The organism is Microbacterium oryzae (genome assembly GCF_009735645.1).
In the GTDB taxonomy this organism is placed as follows: domain Bacteria; phylum Actinomycetota; class Actinomycetes; order Actinomycetales; family Microbacteriaceae; genus Microbacterium; species Microbacterium oryzae.
This window is the reverse complement of sequence record NZ_CP032550.1, coordinates 1,364,266-1,380,797: the sequence shown is the minus strand read 5'-3', so window position 1 is coordinate 1,380,797 and position 16,532 is coordinate 1,364,266. Positions and strand designations below refer to the sequence as shown.

13 protein-coding genes are annotated in these 16,532 nt (G+C 72.1%); 8 read left to right on the top strand and 5 right to left on the bottom strand.

Annotated features, from left to right (window positions below; translation table 11 throughout):
• Window position 1 precedes the first annotated feature (1 nt).
• Complete coding sequence (deoC, locus tag D7D94_RS06430; protein WP_156241832.1) at window positions 2-721, bottom strand: deoxyribose-phosphate aldolase; 720 nt, start codon at window positions 719-721, stop codon at window positions 2-4.
• A gap of 169 nt (window positions 722-890) precedes the next feature.
• Between deoC and D7D94_RS06425 the strand changes: the two genes are divergently transcribed.
• From D7D94_RS06425 to D7D94_RS06410, 4 genes are all read left to right on the top strand, one after another.
• Window positions 891-1,487 (top strand): hypothetical protein, encoded by a 597-nt coding sequence (locus D7D94_RS06425; RefSeq protein ID WP_156241831.1) that lies wholly within the window; start codon window positions 891-893, stop codon window positions 1,485-1,487.
• Window positions 1,488-1,743: 256 nt separating this feature from the next.
• A complete protein-coding gene (locus tag D7D94_RS06420) occupies window positions 1,744-3,900 on the top strand; it encodes a DEAD/DEAH box helicase (RefSeq protein WP_156241830.1) in 2,157 nt (718 codons plus the stop codon).
• 68 nt (window positions 3,901-3,968) lie between these two features.
• The gene (locus D7D94_RS06415; protein WP_156241829.1) at window positions 3,969-4,997 is read left to right on the top strand and encodes a 6-phosphofructokinase; all 1,029 of its coding nucleotides are present in this window, start codon (window positions 3,969-3,971) and stop codon (window positions 4,995-4,997) included.
• A gap of 48 nt (window positions 4,998-5,045) precedes the next feature.
• A complete protein-coding gene (locus D7D94_RS06410) occupies window positions 5,046-5,942 on the top strand; it encodes a phosphodiesterase (protein ID WP_156241828.1) in 897 nt (298 codons plus the stop codon).
• A gap of 34 nt (window positions 5,943-5,976) precedes the next feature.
• Here D7D94_RS06410 and D7D94_RS06405 read toward each other — a convergent pair whose 3' ends face one another.
• Window positions 5,977-8,115 carry a S9 family peptidase gene (locus D7D94_RS06405; RefSeq protein ID WP_156241827.1) on the bottom strand — a complete coding sequence of 713 codons (2,139 nt, stop codon included), beginning with the start codon at window positions 8,113-8,115 and terminating at the stop codon, window positions 5,977-5,979.
• 172 nt (window positions 8,116-8,287) lie between these two features.
• Here D7D94_RS06405 and D7D94_RS06400 point away from each other — a divergent pair, with 172 nt between their 5' ends.
• Window positions 8,288-9,754, top strand: a complete 1,467-nt coding sequence (locus D7D94_RS06400) for an aspartate ammonia-lyase (RefSeq protein WP_156241826.1) — start codon at window positions 8,288-8,290, stop codon at window positions 9,752-9,754.
• Between the two features lie 187 nt (window positions 9,755-9,941).
• On the opposite strand, the gene D7D94_RS06395 is transcribed toward D7D94_RS06400, so the two are convergent.
• Window positions 9,942-10,811 carry a fumarylacetoacetate hydrolase family protein gene (locus D7D94_RS06395; RefSeq protein WP_156241825.1) on the bottom strand — a complete coding sequence of 290 codons (870 nt, stop codon included), beginning with the start codon at window positions 10,809-10,811 and terminating at the stop codon, window positions 9,942-9,944.
• A 77-nt stretch (window positions 10,812-10,888) separates the two neighbouring features.
• Between D7D94_RS06395 and D7D94_RS06390 the strand changes: the two genes are divergently transcribed.
• Window positions 10,889-12,100, top strand: coding sequence for a PrsW family intramembrane metalloprotease (locus D7D94_RS06390; protein WP_156241824.1), 1,212 nt, complete (start codon window positions 10,889-10,891; stop codon window positions 12,098-12,100).
• 118 nt (window positions 12,101-12,218) lie between these two features.
• Here the strand turns inward: D7D94_RS06390 and D7D94_RS06385 are convergent, their stop codons facing one another.
• Window positions 12,219-13,781 carry a helix-turn-helix domain-containing protein gene (locus tag D7D94_RS06385; protein WP_156241823.1) on the bottom strand — a complete coding sequence of 521 codons (1,563 nt, stop codon included), beginning with the start codon at window positions 13,779-13,781 and terminating at the stop codon, window positions 12,219-12,221.
• 19 nt (window positions 13,782-13,800) lie between these two features.
• Window positions 13,801-15,354: a helix-turn-helix transcriptional regulator gene (locus tag D7D94_RS06380; RefSeq protein ID WP_156241822.1), complete on the bottom strand. Its 1,554-nt coding sequence runs from the start codon at window positions 15,352-15,354 to the stop codon at window positions 13,801-13,803.
• A gap of 100 nt (window positions 15,355-15,454) precedes the next feature.
• On the opposite strand from D7D94_RS06380, the gene D7D94_RS06375 reads away from it, so the two are divergent.
• A complete protein-coding gene (locus D7D94_RS06375; protein ID WP_156241821.1) occupies window positions 15,455-15,826 on the top strand; it encodes an FKBP-type peptidyl-prolyl cis-trans isomerase in 372 nt (123 codons plus the stop codon).
• Window positions 15,827-15,982: 156 nt separating this feature from the next.
• Window positions 15,983-16,531 (top strand): YceI family protein, encoded by a 549-nt coding sequence (locus tag D7D94_RS06370; RefSeq protein ID WP_156241820.1) that lies wholly within the window; start codon window positions 15,983-15,985, stop codon window positions 16,529-16,531.
• The last annotated feature ends 1 nt before the right edge of the window (window position 16,532 follow it).

Here is a 16,532-nt window from a genome sequence, read left to right as displayed (position 1 = left end):
GTCAGTACGAGCTGGAGTCCTCGGTGCCCGAAGCGGCGCCGCCGGCCGCGCGCGCCCGCAGCTCGCCCAGGATGGTCGCGCTCGCGCTGGTGCCGAGACGCGTCGCGCCCGCCTCGAGCATGGCGACGGCCGCGTCGAGGCCGCGGACGCCGCCGGAGGCCTTCACCTGCACCGCGGATGACACGCTCTCCCGCATGAGGGTGACGTGCTCGACGGTCGCGCCGCCGCCGGCGAACCCGGTGGACGTCTTCACGAAGGTGGCGCCGCCGGCCTCGACGAGGCGGCTGCCCCGCGCGATCTGCTCGTCGTCGAGGAGGCTGGTCTCCAGGATGACCTTGGTCACGAGGCCCTCGGCCGCCGCGACGACCTCGCGGATGTCGGCCACGACGCGCTCGTCCTCGCCCCCGCGGAGGGCGCCGATGTGCACGACCATGTCGAACTCCGTGGCGCCGTCGGCGCGGGCCTGGCGCAGCTCGGCGACCTTGGCCGCCATGGAGGTCGTGCCGTGCGGGAACCCGATGACGGTGCCGACCGCGACCGACGTGCCGGCCAGACGTCGGGCCGCGTAGGCGATGTCGGAGGGGCGCACGCAGACGCTGAAGACGCCCCACTCGGCGGCGATGTCGAGCTCTCGGTCGACGTCGGCCTGAGTGAAGTCGGGCTTGAGGATCGCGTGGTCGATGGTGGCGGCGACGGCCGCCTCGGTGAGCTCGATGGCCATGCCCCCAGCCTACTCGCGCGGCGTCGGCCGGCCTCGAGGCGGGCGACGGCCATCCGACGGCGCACGGGCGGCCGCCCAACCGACGACGCACCGGGCCGGCACGACGCGATCGGATCACGATCCGCGGGGGCGACGACCGCGCGCGCCGCCCTGAGCTAGCGTCGACGCCATGAAGCGCCGTGCCCTCGCCCCTCTCGTCGTCGCGGGAGTCCTCCTCGCCCTCGCCGGATGCGCGGGCGACGAGGCGGGCTCCGCGCCCTCGCAGCCCACGGGCGGCGCGACGCCGTCGGCCACGCCGACCGCGACCGCGACTCCCGAGGGGTTCGCCGTGCCGGAATCCTGCGACGGGGTGTGGTCGGCCGAGGCGCTCGCCATCCTCAGCGAGGAGGTCGGGCCGCTCAACGACCAGGGGCTGACGATGCTCTCGACCGAGGTCGTGCCCGCGCTCGAGGTGCTCGATGCGGCGGAGCCCCTGCGCTGCACCTGGGGGACCGCCGGCGGGGTCGGCATCGCGACCACCGTAGCCGCCGTCGACGACGCGCAGATCGACACGCTCCGGTCGGCGCTGGTCGAGGGCGGCTTCACGTGCGAGGACCGCGAGGCGGTGACGCGCTGCGAGCGCGAGGAGGAGTCGGGCGGACCGGAGCAGGGCACCGGGGGAGAGGTGCACGTGCTGGGCGCGGGCGGCTGGGTCGCCACGCACTGGCTCAACGCCGACTTCGAACCCCAGTACACCGACGACATCGTCGCGACCGTCTGGGGCTGAGCGCGGCGCCGCGGCCGGCACTGCTCCCGACGCGGAGGCCGATGCCGTAGAATGCCGGTGAGGCTTCCGCTCATCCGTTCGACGCGACAGCGCCGGAGGAGCGGGCCGCGTCACCGGGCGCCGGGTTTTCGCGCGCTGCCCGGTCGCCGCCCGTCCACAGCGACGGCCGGCGCCGCCGCAGTTCGGCGGCGCGCGACGCACGCACGACTTCGACCGGTCGCATCAGCGGCGGCCGGAAGCGACGCTCAGGAGGAGCATGCCGACCACGGCACCCGCGCGACAGCGCAAGAAGTCCTCGTCCGCACGACGCGACGACGAGGCCCCCGTCATCCCGATCCTCGCCCGCAAGGTGCGCGAGATCGAGGCCAAGGCCCAGCGCAACAAGCTCGGGCCGACCAACCGCGTGAAGTTCCAGGTGATCGCGTTCCTCGTGCGCGAGGAGCGCGCCCGGGTGAAGGCCGACGAGTCGATCTCCGATTCGGCCCGCGCGGAGCTGCTCAAGCGCCTCGACGGCGTCGCGACCATCCTCGCCAAGACCGCCGCGCGCGACACGTCGCTCATCCAGCTGCTGGAGGCCGACCACGCGACGTCGCCGGTCGCCCGCCGCATGCGGCGGGACTGGCTGCTCGAGGCCGGCGCCGAGCTGCCGCCGGAGGAGCTCATCATCGTCGACGAGAAGCCCGTCGCCCCGGTGGCGGCCTCGTTGCCGCCGGTGGTCTCCGAGCGCGCGGTCACGCCGCCGCAGATCGAGGCCCGCCGCGAGGCGAACCCGTTCCTCGCGCCCGACTTCTCGCGCGTCGACTCGGGGGAGACCCCGCGTCGCCGGCTGGACGGCTGGGAGCTCATGGGCCCCCTCTACAAGGCGTTCGAGCTCGGCGCGGGCGGCCGCGCGGCGACCATGCCGCTGCCGGAGGTGCCGGAGTTCGACCGGCTCTCGCCCAAGGGCCTCGAGGTCATGCCGCACCAGTCGCGGTTCCTCGAGGCGGTGCGCGAGGGTCACCGCTCCTTCCTCCTCGCCGACGAGCCCGGCCTCGGCAAGACCGCGGAATCGGTGCTGGCGGCCTCGGTCGCCGACGCGTACCCGCTCGTCGTCGTCGTGCCGAACGTCGTGAAGATGAACTGGGCGCGCGAGGTCGAGCGCTGGACGCCGCAGCGTCGCGCCACCGTCATCAACGGCGACGGGCAGGACCTCGACGCGTTCGCCGACGTGTTCATCGTCAACTACGAGATCCTCGACCGGCACCTGGGATGGCTGGCCGGTCTGGGCCTGCGCGGGATGGTCGTCGACGAGGCGCACTTCATCAAGAACCTCGGCTCGCAGCGCTCGCAGAACGTGCTCGCCCTCGCGCAGAGCATCCGCGAGACGGCGCCCGGCGGCCATCCGCTGCTGCTGGCGCTCACGGGAACCCCGCTCATCAACGACGTCGAGGACTTCGACGCGATCTGGCGCTTCCTCGGCTGGACCAACGGCGAGAAGCCGGGCCCCGAGCTCATGGAGAAGCTCGACGCGACGGGCCTGACGCCCGCCGACAAGGCCTTCTACCCGGAGGCCCGCGACGCGGTGATCTCGATGGGCATCGTGCGCCGCCGCAAGAAGGACGTCGCGGCCGACCTGCCCGACAAGCTCATCGCCGACCTGCCCGTGCAGCTGGACGACGAGTACGGGCGCAGCATCCGCGCCGCCGAGCGCGAGCTCGGCCAGCGCCTCGCCGCCCGCTACCGCCGCATCATCGAGGCGCGCGGTGACCGCGGCCTCGCGGTGGGCGAGATCGACGACGACATCGTGCGCCTGGTCGCCCAGAGCGAGCTCGAGGAGTCGAAATCGGCCGGCGACGGCGGCGACAACGTCTTCGCGATGGTGCGCCGCATCGGCCAGGCGAAGGCGCTCCTCGCCGCGGACTACGCCGCTCAGCTGCAGCGCTCGGTGGGCAAGGTCGTCTTCTTCGCCAAGCACATCGACGTCATGGACCAGGCCGAGGCGCACTTCGCCGCGGCCGGGATCAAGGCCGTCTCCGTGCGCGGCGAGCAGAACGGCACGGTGCGCCAGGCCGCGATCGACGCGTTCAACAACGACCCCGAGGTCGGCATCGCGGTGTGCTCGCTCACCGCCGCCGGCGTCGGCGTCAACATGCAGGTCGCCTCGAACGTCGTGCTCGCCGAGCTCAGCTGGACCGCCGCCGAGCAGACGCAGGCGATCGACCGCGTGCACCGCATCGGCCAGGACGAGCCCGTCACGGCATGGCGGATCATCGCCGCGCACACGATCGACAGCAAGATCGCCGAGCTCATCGACCGCAAGCAGGGTCTCGCCGGACGCGCGCTCGACGGCGAGACGTACGACGAGACGTCGAGCGACTCGGTGCAGATGGCCGCCCTCATGCACCTGCTGCGCCAGGCGCTGGGAGCCGCCTAGGCCATCCGCTCGCCAGGGCGTTCGGGAGGGGGAAAAGCGATGCTCCCGCATGCCCTAGCGTTGATGTCATGAAGATCGGCGTTCTGACGAGTGGTGGCGACTGCCCCGGCCTCAATGCAGTCATCCGCGGCGCGGTGCTCAAGGGCACCGAGGCCTACGACATGGAGTTCGTGGGCATCCGGGACGGGTGGAAGGGCCTCGTGGAGGCAGACTTCTTCCCGCTCACGCGTCGCGACGTGAAGGGTCTGTCGAAGGTGGGCGGGACCATCCTCGGCACCAGCCGCACCAACCCCTACGAGGGCGTCCGGGGCGGTGCGGAGAACATCGCCAAGACCCTGTACGGGCACAAGCTCGACGGCATCATCGCGATCGGCGGCGAGGGCACCCTCGCGGCGGCTCAGCGGCTGAACAACGACGGCATCCCCGTGCTCGGCGTGCCGAAGACCATCGACAACGACCTGCGCGCGACGGACTACTCGTTCGGCTTCGACACGGCTGTGAACATCGCCACCGACGCCATGGACCGGCTGCGCACCACAGGCGACTCGCACCAGCGCTGCATGGTGGCCGAGGTCATGGGCCGGCACGTCGGCTGGATCGCGCTGCACTCCGGCATGGCCGCGGGCGCGCACATCATCTGCATCCCCGAGGTGCCGCTGTCGCTCGACGAGATCACCGAGCACGTGCTCGCGGCCGCCGAGCGCGGCCGTGCGCCGCTCGTCGTCGTGGCGGAGGGCTTCAAGCTGAAGGGCCAGGACGAGGCCTACAGCGACAAGGGCCTCGACGCCTTCAACCGTCCGCGCCTGGGCGGCATCAGCGAGGTCCTCGCGCCGCTCATCGAGCAGGCCACGGGCATCGAGACCCGCTCGACGGTGCTCGGCCACATCCAGCGCGGCGGCGCGCCCTCGGGCTTCGACCGCGTGCTGGCGACGCGTCTGGGCCTCCACGCCGCGGACGCCGTCGTCGACGGCGCCTGGGGGCAGATGGTCGCCATGCAGGGCACCGAGATCGTGCGCGTGCCGTTCTCCGAGGCGCTGGGCGAGCTGCACTCCGTGCCGCTGTCCCGCTACGAGGAGGCCGCGGCCCTCTTCGGCTGAGCTCGGGGCTGAGCCGCCGGTGTCGGAGGCGCGTCCTAGGCTGAGCCCATGACGCAGTTCGGCAGGCATCCGGCGGCACAGCGCACGATCGTCCACCTCAGCGACACGCACCTGCTCGCGCAGGGGCGGCGGCTGGCGGGCGGCATCGACACCGACGCCAACCTCGTCGCGACCCTCGCCCGTGTCGAGCGGCTCACCGGCGGCGTCGACGCGCTGGTCTTCACGGGCGATCTCACCGACCTCGGCGAACCCGAGGCCTACGCGCGGCTGCGGGCCCTCGTCGAGCCCGTCGCCGCGCGGCTCGGCGCGCCCGTGGTGTGGGTGGCCGGCAACCACGACGAGCGCCCCGAGCTGCGCCGCGACCTCCTCGGGCTCCCCGCCTCGCAGCAGCCGGTCACCGGCGTCTGGGATCTCGACGGTCTGCGCCTCATCGCGCTCGACTCGTCGGTCCCCGGATGGCATCACGGCGATCTCGACGGCGGCCAGCTGGAGTGGCTGGCCGGCGAGCTCGCCGTGCCCGCCCCGCTCGGGACCATCCTCGCGCTGCACCACCCGCCGCTGCCGAGCCACATCCCGCTGTTCGACATCCTCGAGCTGCGCCGACAGGACGACCTGGCCGCGGTGCTGCGCGGAACTGACGTGCGGGCCATCCTCGCCGGACACCTGCACTACTCGACGAGCGGCACGTTCGCGGGGATCCCCGTGAGCGTCGCGTCGGCGTCCTGCTACACGATGGACATCGCGCTGCCGCCCGAGCAGGTGAACGGCATGGACGCCGGCCAGGCGTTCCACCTCGTGCACGTCTACGACGACACCATCACGCACTCCGTCGTGCCGGTGGCGTCGGCGGAGCCCGGCGCGTCGTTCACACCCGAGTGGTACGAGCGGATGGCCGCGCTCACCCCGGAGGAGCGGCTGGAGCGGTTCTCGCGCAAGCCCGCCTGACGGCGAGCTCGCCTGAGCGCGCGCCGGGGCGCGGCTACTCGGCGAGACCCAGCACGTCGAACATCCACGCGAGCTGGAACGCGCGCTCGCGCCAGGCGTTGTAGCGCCCGCTCACGCCGCCGTGGCCCGCCGTCATCTCGCACCGCAGCAGGGCGTCGGCGCCCACCTCGCGCAGACGCGCGACCCACTTCGCCGGCTCCACGTACAGCACGCGGGTGTCGTTGAGCGAGGTCATCGCGAGGATGCGCGGGTACGTCACGCCCTCGCGCACGTTCTCGTACGGCGAGTACGACTTCATGTACTCGTAGACGCTCGCGTCGTGCAGCGGGTCGCCCCACTCCTCCCACTCGATCACGGTGAGGGGCAGCGACGGGTCGAGGATGGTCGTGAGCGCGTCGACGAAGGGGACGTCGGCGAGGATGCCGGCGAAGAGCTCGGGGGCGAGGTTCGCCACCGCGCCCATCAGCAGGCCGCCCGCGGAGCCACCCTCGGCGACCATCCGATCGGGCGTCGTGTAGCCGCGGTCGACGAGGAACCGCGCGACGTCGACGAAGTCGGTGAACGAGTTGCGCTTGTGGGTGAGCTTGCCGTTCTCGTACCAGGCGCGGCCCATCTCGCCGCCGCCGCGGACGTGCGCGACGGCGAACACGATGCCGCGGTCGAGCTCCGAGAGGCGCGCATACGAGAAGCCGGGGTCGATGGAGTGCTCGTAGGAGCCGTATCCGTACAGGTGCACGGGGCGGGCCGCGTCCTCCGGTGCGCCGAACGAGCGCTTCCACACCAGGGAGACGGGGATGAGCGTCCCGTCCGTCGCGGGAACCCAGAGGCGCTCCTGCCCGTAGTCCGTGGGGTCGTAGCCGCCGAGGACCTCGACGTGCTTGAGCTCGCGCAGCTCGCCCGTCGACACCACGTAGTCGAACACGGTGCCGGGCGTGGTGAACGACCCGTAGCTCAGACGCACGACCGGCTGCGCCCATTCCGGGTTGCCGCCGGATCCGGCGTTGTACAGCGGCTCGTCGAAGGCGATCTCGCGCACCTCGTGCGTGGTGTAGTCGAGGATCCCGACGCGGGGGATGCCGCCGGCCCGGTACTCGACGATGGCGAAGTCGCGCAGGCAGTCCACGCTCTCGAGGCGCGTGCCGGGGGAGTGGGCGATGACGACCTCTCCCCGGGCGCCGGGCTCGTCGGCCGGCACCCGCATGAGCTCGAAGTCGAGCGCGTCGCGGTTGTGCAGGACGTAGAGCCAGTCGCGCCCGTCGATGACGGCGTGGTCGATCGAGTACTCGACCTTCTCCGAGCGGTCCCAGAGCGTGGTGCGCGGCACCGACGCGGGGTCCTCGACCAGGCGCGGCACGTCCGCCGCGCGGATGATCGCGTACTCGCTCGTGGTGTTGGAGGCCGACTCGATCATGAGGTAGGCGCGGCTGCGGGTGAACCCCGCGCCGATCCAGAACGACTCGTCGTCCTCGTGGGCGATCTCGACATCCCGCTCGCGGGTCGGGTCGCCGACCCGGTGCAGCCACACGCCCTCGGGGCGCCAGGCGTCGTCGACCGTGGAATAGAGGATGAACCGGCCGTCGGGCGTGAACCGCGCGCCGCCCGCGATGCCCTCCAGCTCGTCGGGCAGCACCTCGCCCGTGGCGATGTCCTTCACGCGCACCGTGTACCGCTCGTCGCCCTGGGTGTCGACGCCCCACAGCATGCGCGCGCCGTCGGTGGTGACGCTGAAAGCGCCGAGGGAGAAGAACTCGTGGCCGTCGGCTTCGACGTTGCCATCGAGCAGCACCTGCTCGCCGGGCACCTCGACGTCGACCTCGAGCCGCGGCGGCGTCCAGTCGTCCTCGTCGGCGAGCGGCGCGCGGCACTGCAGGCCGTACTGGCTGCCCTCGATGGAGCGGCCGTAGTACCACCATCCGCCCTGGCGGACGGGCACCGTGAGGTCGGTCTCGCGCACGCGCGCCTTGATCTCCTGGAAGAGCGTCTCGCGCAGCGGCTCGAGGTGCGCCACGCGGGAGTCGGTGTACGCGTTCTCCGCCTCGAGGTGCGCGCGCACCTCGGCGTCGTCCTTCGCGCGCAGCCACTCGTAGCGGTCCTCCACGTCGTCGCCGTGGTGGCTGCGCACGAGGGGGCGTCGGTCGGCGATCGGAGTAGCGAGGGGCGCGTCGGTGGTCACCTCATTACGGTAGTGCGCCGGGAAGCGCAGGAGCGCATCGCCGGGCGGTGTGTACGCCGCGTACAGGGATGGCCGCGGCGATGTACGCGGAGTCGAAAGAGGGTCGCAGGGTGCGTGGGTAGGATCGAGGCATCCCGCTCACACCGACGTGAAGACCCACGAGGAGACGCACATGGTCCACGCTGAAGCCGCCACGCAGACTCGCACCGAGACCGACTCGCTGGGGGCGATGGAGATCCCCTGCGACGCGCTGTGGGGCATCCACACCGCGCGAGCGCTGGAGAACTTCGAGATCAGCAAGCGCCCGATCTCCGTCTACCCCGAGCTCGTGGTCGGGCTGGCGATGGTGAAGCAGGCCGCCGCCCGGGCGAACGCCGAGATCGGCGTGCTCGACGAGCACCGCGCCGACCTCATCGACCGCGCGGCGCAGCTCGTCATCGACGGGCAGTTCCACGAGCAGTTCGTCGTGGGCGTCATCCAGGGCGGCGCCGGCACGTCGACGAACATGAACGCGAACGAGGTCATCACCAACATCGCGCTCGAGCTCGCCGGTCGCGAGCGCGGCGACTACGCCTACCTGTCGCCCATCGACCACACCAACCGCAGCCAGTCGACCAACGACGTGTATCCCACATCGATCAAGATCGGACTGTCGCTGTCGCTCGGGTCGCTGCTGACCGAGCTCGACCTGCTGCGCAAGTCGTTCCTCGCGAAGGCGACCGAGTTCCACGACGTGCTGAAGGTGGGGCGCACGCAGCTGCAGGACGCCGTGCCGATGACCCTCGGGCAGGAGTTCCACGGCTTCGCCACGACGCTGGCCGCCGACTACGAGCGGCTGCGTGAGAACGCGGTGCTGCTGCACGAGATCAACATGGGCGCGACCGCGATCGGCACCGGCATCACCACGCATCCGGACTACGCGGGCGCGGTGGAGCGGCACCTCCGCGACATCACGGGCCTCGACCTCGAGACCGCGAGCGACCTCGTCGAGTCGACGAGCGACACCGGCTCGTTCATGTCGTTCTCGTCCTCCCTCAAGCGCAACGCCATCAAGCTGTCGAAGATCTGCAACGACCTGCGGCTCCTGTCGTCGGGCCCGCAGGCGGGCCTCGGCGAGATCAACCTCCCCGCCCGTCAGGCCGGATCGAGCATCATGCCCGGCAAGGTCAACCCCGTCATCCCCGAGGTCGTGAACCAGGTCGCCTTCGCGGTCGCCGGCTCCGATGTCACCGTCACGATGGCGGTCGAGGCGGGGCAGCTGCAGCTGAACGCGTTCGAGCCCGTGATCGCGCACTCGATCTTCCAGTCGATCATCTGGATGCGCCAGGCGATGCGCACCCTCCGCGTCAACTGCGTCGACGGCATCACCGCCAACCGAGCGCGCCTGGGAGCCATGGTGGGGTCGAGCGTCGGCGTCATCACCGCCCTCACGCCCTTCATCGGCTACTCCGCGGCCGCCGCGCTGGCGAAGACCGCCCTGCTCACCAACCGCAGCGTCGCCGATCTCGTCGTCGAGGCGGGCCTGATGGAGCCGGCGGAGGTCGAGAAGCAGCTCAGCCCCTCGCGCCTGTCGGGACTCGAGCCGGTGACCTCGGTCATCCCGATCATCGCGCCGGAGGACGTCCCCACGCAGGGCTGACGGGACGCGCCAGCTCGTCACACGATGTCGTCTCGTCGACGGGACACGGAACAACGCGACTTACCGTGTCCCGGCGGCGAGACGACATCGTCTGGCGGCAAGCGCAGCCCCCGCCCGCAAGCTCCCGCCCGCAAGCCGGCAAGCGCAGCCCCGCCCGCAGGCCCGACGCCTCGGGCGAGTGCTCGCGTCAGTCCGTCATCCGGCAGTGCGTCGTCAGCTCGCCGATGCCGTCGATGCCGACGGTGACGGTGGAGCGGTCGCGCAGCAGCACCTGCGGCGTGCGCGAGAAGCCGGAGCCGCCGGGGCTTCCGGTGGAGATGAGCGTGCCCGGCAGCAGGGTGATGCCCTGCGACAGGTGCGCGATGAGCCGCGCCACCGTCCGCACCATCTGGCCCGTCGAGGCGTCCTGCATCATGTGACCGTCCACCCGCGTCCAGATGTGGAGGTCCTGCGGGTCGGAGATCTCGTCGGCGGTCACCACGTAGGGACCGACCGGCGTGAAGCCGTCGAGGGACTTGCAGCGGCACCACTGCGCCTCGGAGTACTGGATGTTGCGCGCGGAGATGTCGTTGACCACGGTGTAGCCGAACACGTAGTCGAGCGCCTCCTCCTCGGAGACGTCCTTGGCCGGTCGCCCGATGATGACGCCGAGCTCCGCCTCGTAGTCCACGGCCTCGCTCATGCGCCGGGACCAGGTGGTGGTGCCGTCGTGCGCCTGCAGGGAGTTGGGCCAGAACGTGAACACCGTCGGGGTGTCGTCGGTCTTGAGGTTGAGCTCGCCCGAGTGCGCGGCGTAGTTCAGACCCACCGCCAGCATCGCGGGCGGGGTGAGGATGGCCGGCGCGAAGCGGACGTCGGCGACCGGCATCGGCTCGCCGTCGTGGCCGACGCGCGCGGCGCGGATCTCCTCGAGCGCGGCGGGGCCCCGCGCGATGAGCTCCTCGAGCGTGCGGGGTGCGTCGGGGATGAGCGTCGAGACGGCCAGCGCCCCCGCTTCGTCGACGAGAGCGAGAGAGACGGCGGTGTCCTCGGGGAAGATCACGTGGGCGAAGCGCATGATCTCAAGGCTATCGGCCGTGTCCGACCGCAGCGCGTGAGGGAACCGCCGGAAACGCGCGCCCTAGGCTGTGAGGCATGACCTACGGCACCGGGCTCAACCCTCCGTCGTCCGAGCCCTTCGCGACCGCCTTCGAGCAGCCCCGTCGCGGGTCCGGCGCCGTCATCCCCGCGGGAGGGGCGACGCAGCCGCACCTGCCGGCCGTGCCCACCCGACGCGGCCGCTCGACCTGGCTCTGGCTCTGGGCCGTCCTCGCCGTGCTCCTGTTCGGACTCGTGTCGTACTTCACGAGCGCGCTCGGCACCTCCGCCTCGATCGTCGGGCTCGTGCTGGCCCTCGCCCCGTTCACACTGGTCGTCTCCGCGATGCTCTGGGTCGACCGCTGGGAGCCGGAGCCGCGCAGCCTGGTGATCTTCGCCCTCGCGTGGGGTGCGATCGCCTCCGTCGGCTTCGCGCTGCTGGTCGACCTCGGCGTGCACCTCGTGCTGCCGCGCTCGCCGCTGTGGGATGTCGCGGGCACCGTCATCCAGGCGCCGATCGTGGAGGAGCTGGGCAAGGGAATCGGCGTGCTGCTCATCCTCCTCATGGGGCGTCGCGCGTTCGACGGCCCGGTCGACGGCGTCGTCTACGGCGCGCTCGTCGGGGCGGGGTTCGCCTTCACCGAGAACATCCAGTACTTCGCCGTCTCCGTGATCGAGGGCGGCGCGGGCTCGCTGACCTGGACCTTCATCCTGCGCGGGCTCCTCTCGCCGTTCGCGCATGCGATGTTCACCGCCGTCACCGGCTACGCGCTCGGCCGGGCGGTGCGCGGCGGCGCGTCGCTCGCGGGGAGCCTCCGCCCCTGGGTCGGCGGCCTCATCGGCGCGATGGCCCTGCACGCGCTGTGGAACGGCTCGGCCGCGTTCACCGGCCTCGAGGGCTTCCTGCACCTCTACGTCGTGCTGCAGGTCCCGCTGTTCATCGTGTTCACGCTCCTGCTCGTGCGGATGCGGCACGAGGAGGAGCGGCTGACGAAGGCGCGGCTGGGTGAGTACGCGGTCGCCGGCTGGTTCACCCCCGAGGAGGTGGAGATGCTCGCGACTCCGGTGGGGCGACGGGCGGGGATGGCCTGGGCCCGGACCCTGCGCGGCGACCGGTCCGCGCTCATGAAGTCCTTCATCCGCGACGCCACCGCCCTCGCCGCGACGCGGCAGCGCGCGGTCTCGGGGCGCGATGCGCGCGCGGCCGACGACGAGCGAGCGCTCCTCGCACGGGCCGCCCGCACCCGCCAGGAGCTGCTCGCGCGCTGATCGCACATCGGGTCTTGACAGCCGCTCGCAGCGGGCGCATCCTTGCTTCAGACCAACTCAGCGCTCGGAAGTCTCGCAGGCATCGCCGCGGCCCGAGCGCTGAGTCTTTGTCCGGGGGCTACAGCAGTCCCCGCCGGTGGCCCTCGGCGATCGCGCTGGCGCGGTCGGAGACGCCGAGGCGACGGTACGCGGCCTGCAGGTGCACCTTGGCGGTGTTGGCGCTCACGCCGAGCTGTGCGGCCGCGTCGGCGAGACGCTCGTGCTCGGCGGCCGCGCGCAGCACCGCGAGCTGCTGCGCGGTGAGCCGCTCGTAGCGGTAGTCCGCGGCCGGCATGAGCAGGCGCTCGCCGGGCGGCTGGGGGAGCGGCCCCGACCATCCGGATGCCGCGGCGAGGGCTTCGAGGTCGGCCATGGGGACGACCGCGAGCGAAGCGCGCAGGCCGTTCGCCTGCGACGTCTCCCACGCCGTCCGGAATGCCGTCACCGCGCCATCCCGGTCGCCCTCGCGCCACAGCGCCGTCGCGCGCAGGACGAGGGCCTCCACGCGGACACGCGGGGCTCGGCTCTGATCCTCGCGCGCCACTTCGCGCAGCGCGCGGCCGGTCTCGCCGAGGCCGAGGTACGCGCTCGCGCGCCGCGTGCGCAGCAGGCCCTCGGCCTGGGGGTGCATGGCCGGCGCCCGCTCGAGGGCGAGCAGGGCGGCCTCGTGCAGGCCCTGGTAGGTGAGGACGGTGCCGCGCGCTACGGCGAGAACCGCCGCGTTCAGCCCGCCCTCGCTGAGGCCGGGCCGCGTCCCCTCGACCGCGACCTGCAGGCGCGCCAGGCTGTAGACCGGGTGAGCGGAACGGGCGCGGGAGCCGACGATGGCACGCAGGCCCGCTGCGGGCAGCGTCAGCTCCTCGAAGAGCGTGCTCTCGTCGTCGAGGAGGCCCAGACAGCGGTCGAAATCGAGGGCGTCGCTCGCCCGGTAGGCCGCGCCGAGGTCGTCCGCCGCGCGCACGAACCTCATGCCGGGGTACTGCGCGCGCAGGCGCGCCGCCCTCTCGAGCCAGAGGTCGGCGACGGCGCCGTCGCCGAGGATCGCGTGGACCCAGCTCAGCTCGCCCGCCGCCTCCCGCGCCATGCGCACGTTGCCTGTCTCCTCGGCCGCGCTGTGCGCCTCGAGGAGGACGTCCGCCGCGCGGACGAGGTCGCCGTCCGCCGCGATGGTCACCCCCCACTGCACGAGCACGAGCGGCAGCAGGCTGCGGATGGCCGCGCGCTCGGCCGCGGTCATGGCCTGGAGGGCATCGCGCGCGGCATCGGCGAGATCGGCCGCCTCTCTGAACAGTCCACGGGACCGCAAGGAGGCGACCCGTCCGGTCAGCAGGACGACGCGGTCGGCCGGCGGCAGCTGCTCGGGCACCTCGACGTCGATGTCGGGGAACACGGGCGGCTTCTCCGGTGCCGCCACCAGGTGCGTCACGTACTGGCGAAGCGCCCACCAGCGCGGCCGGCGGCGGAGTGCGGAGGTGGGAACCGTATCGGCGACCGTGCGGATGAGGACGGGATCGAAGCTCACCAGCTCGGCGAGGTTCTCCTCCACGGTCGCCATCGCATCGTGCCAGCGCTCGTCCGCCAGTGCGTCGAAGATGCGCGATGCGACGTCTCTTCTCGCCTCGCTCAGGTCGCCATCGGCCATCTGCGCTCCTTCGTCCTCATCACAGCAGTCCGTGTGCTGCGGCTGCGACGACCAGCTCCTCGCGGGTTCTGACGCCCAGCTTGGCGTACGCGCGGCGTCGGAAGCTCTTGATCGTGTTCGGGCTCACGCCGAGGGCGGCCGCGGCCGCGGCCGTGCTCTTGCCCTGCGCGAGGAGCCGCAGCGCGGCCAGCTCGTGCTCGGTGACCCGGAGACCGCCCGACTGCGGGGACGGCGGGAAGCGCACGGCGGCGGCCCGCACGGTCGACACGGCATCGCGCTCGCCGTCGGAGAGATCGGCGATCTCCGCCAGCGCGTCGAAGTCCTCGCGCGGCACGCAGGTGAGCGCGACCGGCACCCGGTGGGCGGCGGCCAGCACGGCCGCGCGACGGAAGGCGGGTCCGGCCTCCGGGTCGTCGCGCCGGAGGAGCAGGACGGCCAGCACGACGGCCGCGGTCACGGCGGCACGGGGACGCCCGAGATCATCGAGCGCGGCGTGCCCGTCCTGGGCCGCTCGCTCGCGATCGCCGCGGAGAAGATGGACGGCGGCGCGCTGCGCGCGGGCGCTCGGGATGAGCGGCATCGGCAGCGCATCGAGGATCTCGCGGGCGCGCTCCAGCTGCCCGCGGTGGGCCAGCGCCTGCGCACGGGCGACGGCGAGCTCGCCTCCCCGCGCCTGCACCCGCCCGGGGAGGTCCGGCTGCTCGAGGTCTGCGAGGGTGGCCGTCGACGACGGGTCCTTCGCGGCGATGAGCAGCGAGACAACAGCCAGCTCCCAGAGGCGCGCCTCGGCGGGGATCCGCCCCGCGCTGATGGCGCGAGCCGCGTCGACCTCCCGTCCGGCGGCCGCGAAGTCGAGTTCGTCGTAGTGGGCGAGCGCTCGGCTGAGCTGCAGCGACATCGGCGAGGGCAGCGGCCGCGGGCTTCCGTGCATGATGGCCTCCGCGTACGCGACCCAGTCGTCGCGCGCTTCCGCTCGCCCTTCCAGCGCATGAAGCCATGCCACCTCGGACGCCGCGATCAGCGCGATCTGCGGCACTCCGCCCGCGTGTGCCATCGAGTAGGCGCGCGTCAGCTCGTCCAGCGCGATGCCCGGATCGCCTCCCGCCAGTTCGATCCCGCCCCAGACGAGCAGCAGCCGCGGAAGGTCGGCCAGCGTGCCGCCGCGCCGTTGCGCACTCGCGGTCATGTAGGCCGCGCGTGCCTCCCGCACCGTCTTGAGGGCCGGCGCGAGGTCGCCGCGCTGTGAGATGTGCTTGGCCTCCTCGGTGAGAGCCATCGCCTCCGCGAACGCCGAGGAGGGCGCGAGATGCACCGTCGGCGCCCGGCCGCCGGGCACGGTCTCGAGGTAGTCGCGCACGCGTCGCCAGCGGGCGTCGCTCTCTACGAGCTCGAGCGGCACGGTGCTCATGACGGCGCGGATGGCTGCCGCGTTCGTCGAGAGCAGCTCCGACCAGTTCGCCTCGACGAGACGGAGCGCATCCTCCCATGCGCGGTGCGCGAGGGCGCGATAGACGCGCGCCGCGACGCTCCTGGCGGGCTCTGCGGGCTCAGAGCTGGGCGGAACACTCCTCACGCGGCTCATTCTGCCCAACTGCGGCGACATAGCGGCATTCGACGCGTCATGTGTCGCTGTACCGGCGCGCCCCCGGCGAGAAGCGGGCATCATGGAGGATATGAGCGCAGAACGCACCAAGCCCGAGTTCGACGCACCCGAGGGGCCCGCCCCCACCCAGCTGGCCATCCGCGACATCATCGTGGGCGACGGCGCGGAGGCGAAGCCCGGCGACACCGTCACCGTGCACTACGCGGGTGTCGAGTACGAGACCGGCGACGAGTTCGACTCGTCCTGGAACCGCGGGGAGAGCATCCAGTTCCCCCTGCGCGGCCTCATCCAGGGCTGGCAGGACGGCATCCCCGGCATGAAGGTCGGCGGCCGCCGCGAGCTCGTGATTCCGCCGCACCTGGCGTACGGCCCTGCCGGCGCCGGCCACTTCCTCAGCGGGAAGTCGCTGATCTTCATCATCGACCTCCTCGCCGTCGCCTGACCCGACATCCTCGCGAAGCGCCGCACGGGCCATCCGTGCGGCGCTTTGCCATGACCGGTTCCGACGAATGTCGGGAAAGCTGGAATATATGCAGGCGAATGGGTATTGTGCTCATGTGACGCCGCAGATGCGGCGAAGGACCTCTGAGGAGCACGCATGACCATCGACATCCCCGGTTACCGCCCCGGCACCTACGAGCTCGACCCCGCGCACAGCGAGGTCGGCTTCGAGGTGCGGCACATGATGATCTCCAAGGTGCGCGGCGCGTTCACGGTGAAGTCGGCGACGATCGTCCTGCCCGAGAACGTCCTGGAGGCGTCGGTGACCGCGACGGCGGACGCCGCCTCCCTCGACACCAAGGACGAGGGGCGCGACCAGCACCTGCGGTCCGCGGACTTCTTCGATGTCGAGCAGCACCCCGCGCTCACGTTCACGAGCACCGGCGTCCGCGAGAACGGCGGCGACCTGCTCGTCGACGGCGACCTCACCATCAAGGACGTCACGCGCCCGGTCACGTTCGAGCTGGAGCTCGGCGGCTTCGGCACCGACCCGTGGGGCAACTACAAGGCCGGCGCGACGGCCGTGGCGTCGATCAACCGCGAGGACTTCGGCCTGACGTGGAACGCCGCGCTCGAGACCGGCGGCGTGCTCGTCGGCAAGGACGTCAAGATCACGCTCGATCTGCAGGGCGCGCTCGCCGCGTGAC

Bases quoted from the DNA above. Each gene is read 5' to 3' on its own strand.
- deoC (WP_156241832.1), bottom strand. From the start codon at position 721: ATGGCCATCGAGCTCACCGAGGCGGCCGTCGCCGCCACCATCGACCAC.
- D7D94_RS06425 (WP_156241831.1), top strand. From the start codon at position 891: ATGAAGCGCCGTGCCCTCGCCCCTCTCGTCGTCGCGGGAGTCCTCCTC.
- D7D94_RS06420 (WP_156241830.1), top strand. From the start codon at position 1,744: ATGCCGACCACGGCACCCGCGCGACAGCGCAAGAAGTCCTCGTCCGCA.
- D7D94_RS06415 (WP_156241829.1), top strand. From the start codon at position 3,969: ATGAAGATCGGCGTTCTGACGAGTGGTGGCGACTGCCCCGGCCTCAAT.
- D7D94_RS06410 (WP_156241828.1), top strand. From the start codon at position 5,046: ATGACGCAGTTCGGCAGGCATCCGGCGGCACAGCGCACGATCGTCCAC.
- D7D94_RS06400 (WP_156241826.1), top strand. From the start codon at position 8,288: ATGGTCCACGCTGAAGCCGCCACGCAGACTCGCACCGAGACCGACTCG.
- D7D94_RS06395 (WP_156241825.1), bottom strand. From the start codon at position 10,811: ATGCGCTTCGCCCACGTGATCTTCCCCGAGGACACCGCCGTCTCTCTC.
- D7D94_RS06390 (WP_156241824.1), top strand. From the start codon at position 10,889: ATGACCTACGGCACCGGGCTCAACCCTCCGTCGTCCGAGCCCTTCGCG.
- D7D94_RS06385 (WP_156241823.1), bottom strand. From the start codon at position 13,781: ATGGCCGATGGCGACCTGAGCGAGGCGAGAAGAGACGTCGCATCGCGC.
- D7D94_RS06375 (WP_156241821.1), top strand. From the start codon at position 15,455: ATGAGCGCAGAACGCACCAAGCCCGAGTTCGACGCACCCGAGGGGCCC.
- D7D94_RS06370 (WP_156241820.1), top strand. From the start codon at position 15,983: ATGACCATCGACATCCCCGGTTACCGCCCCGGCACCTACGAGCTCGAC.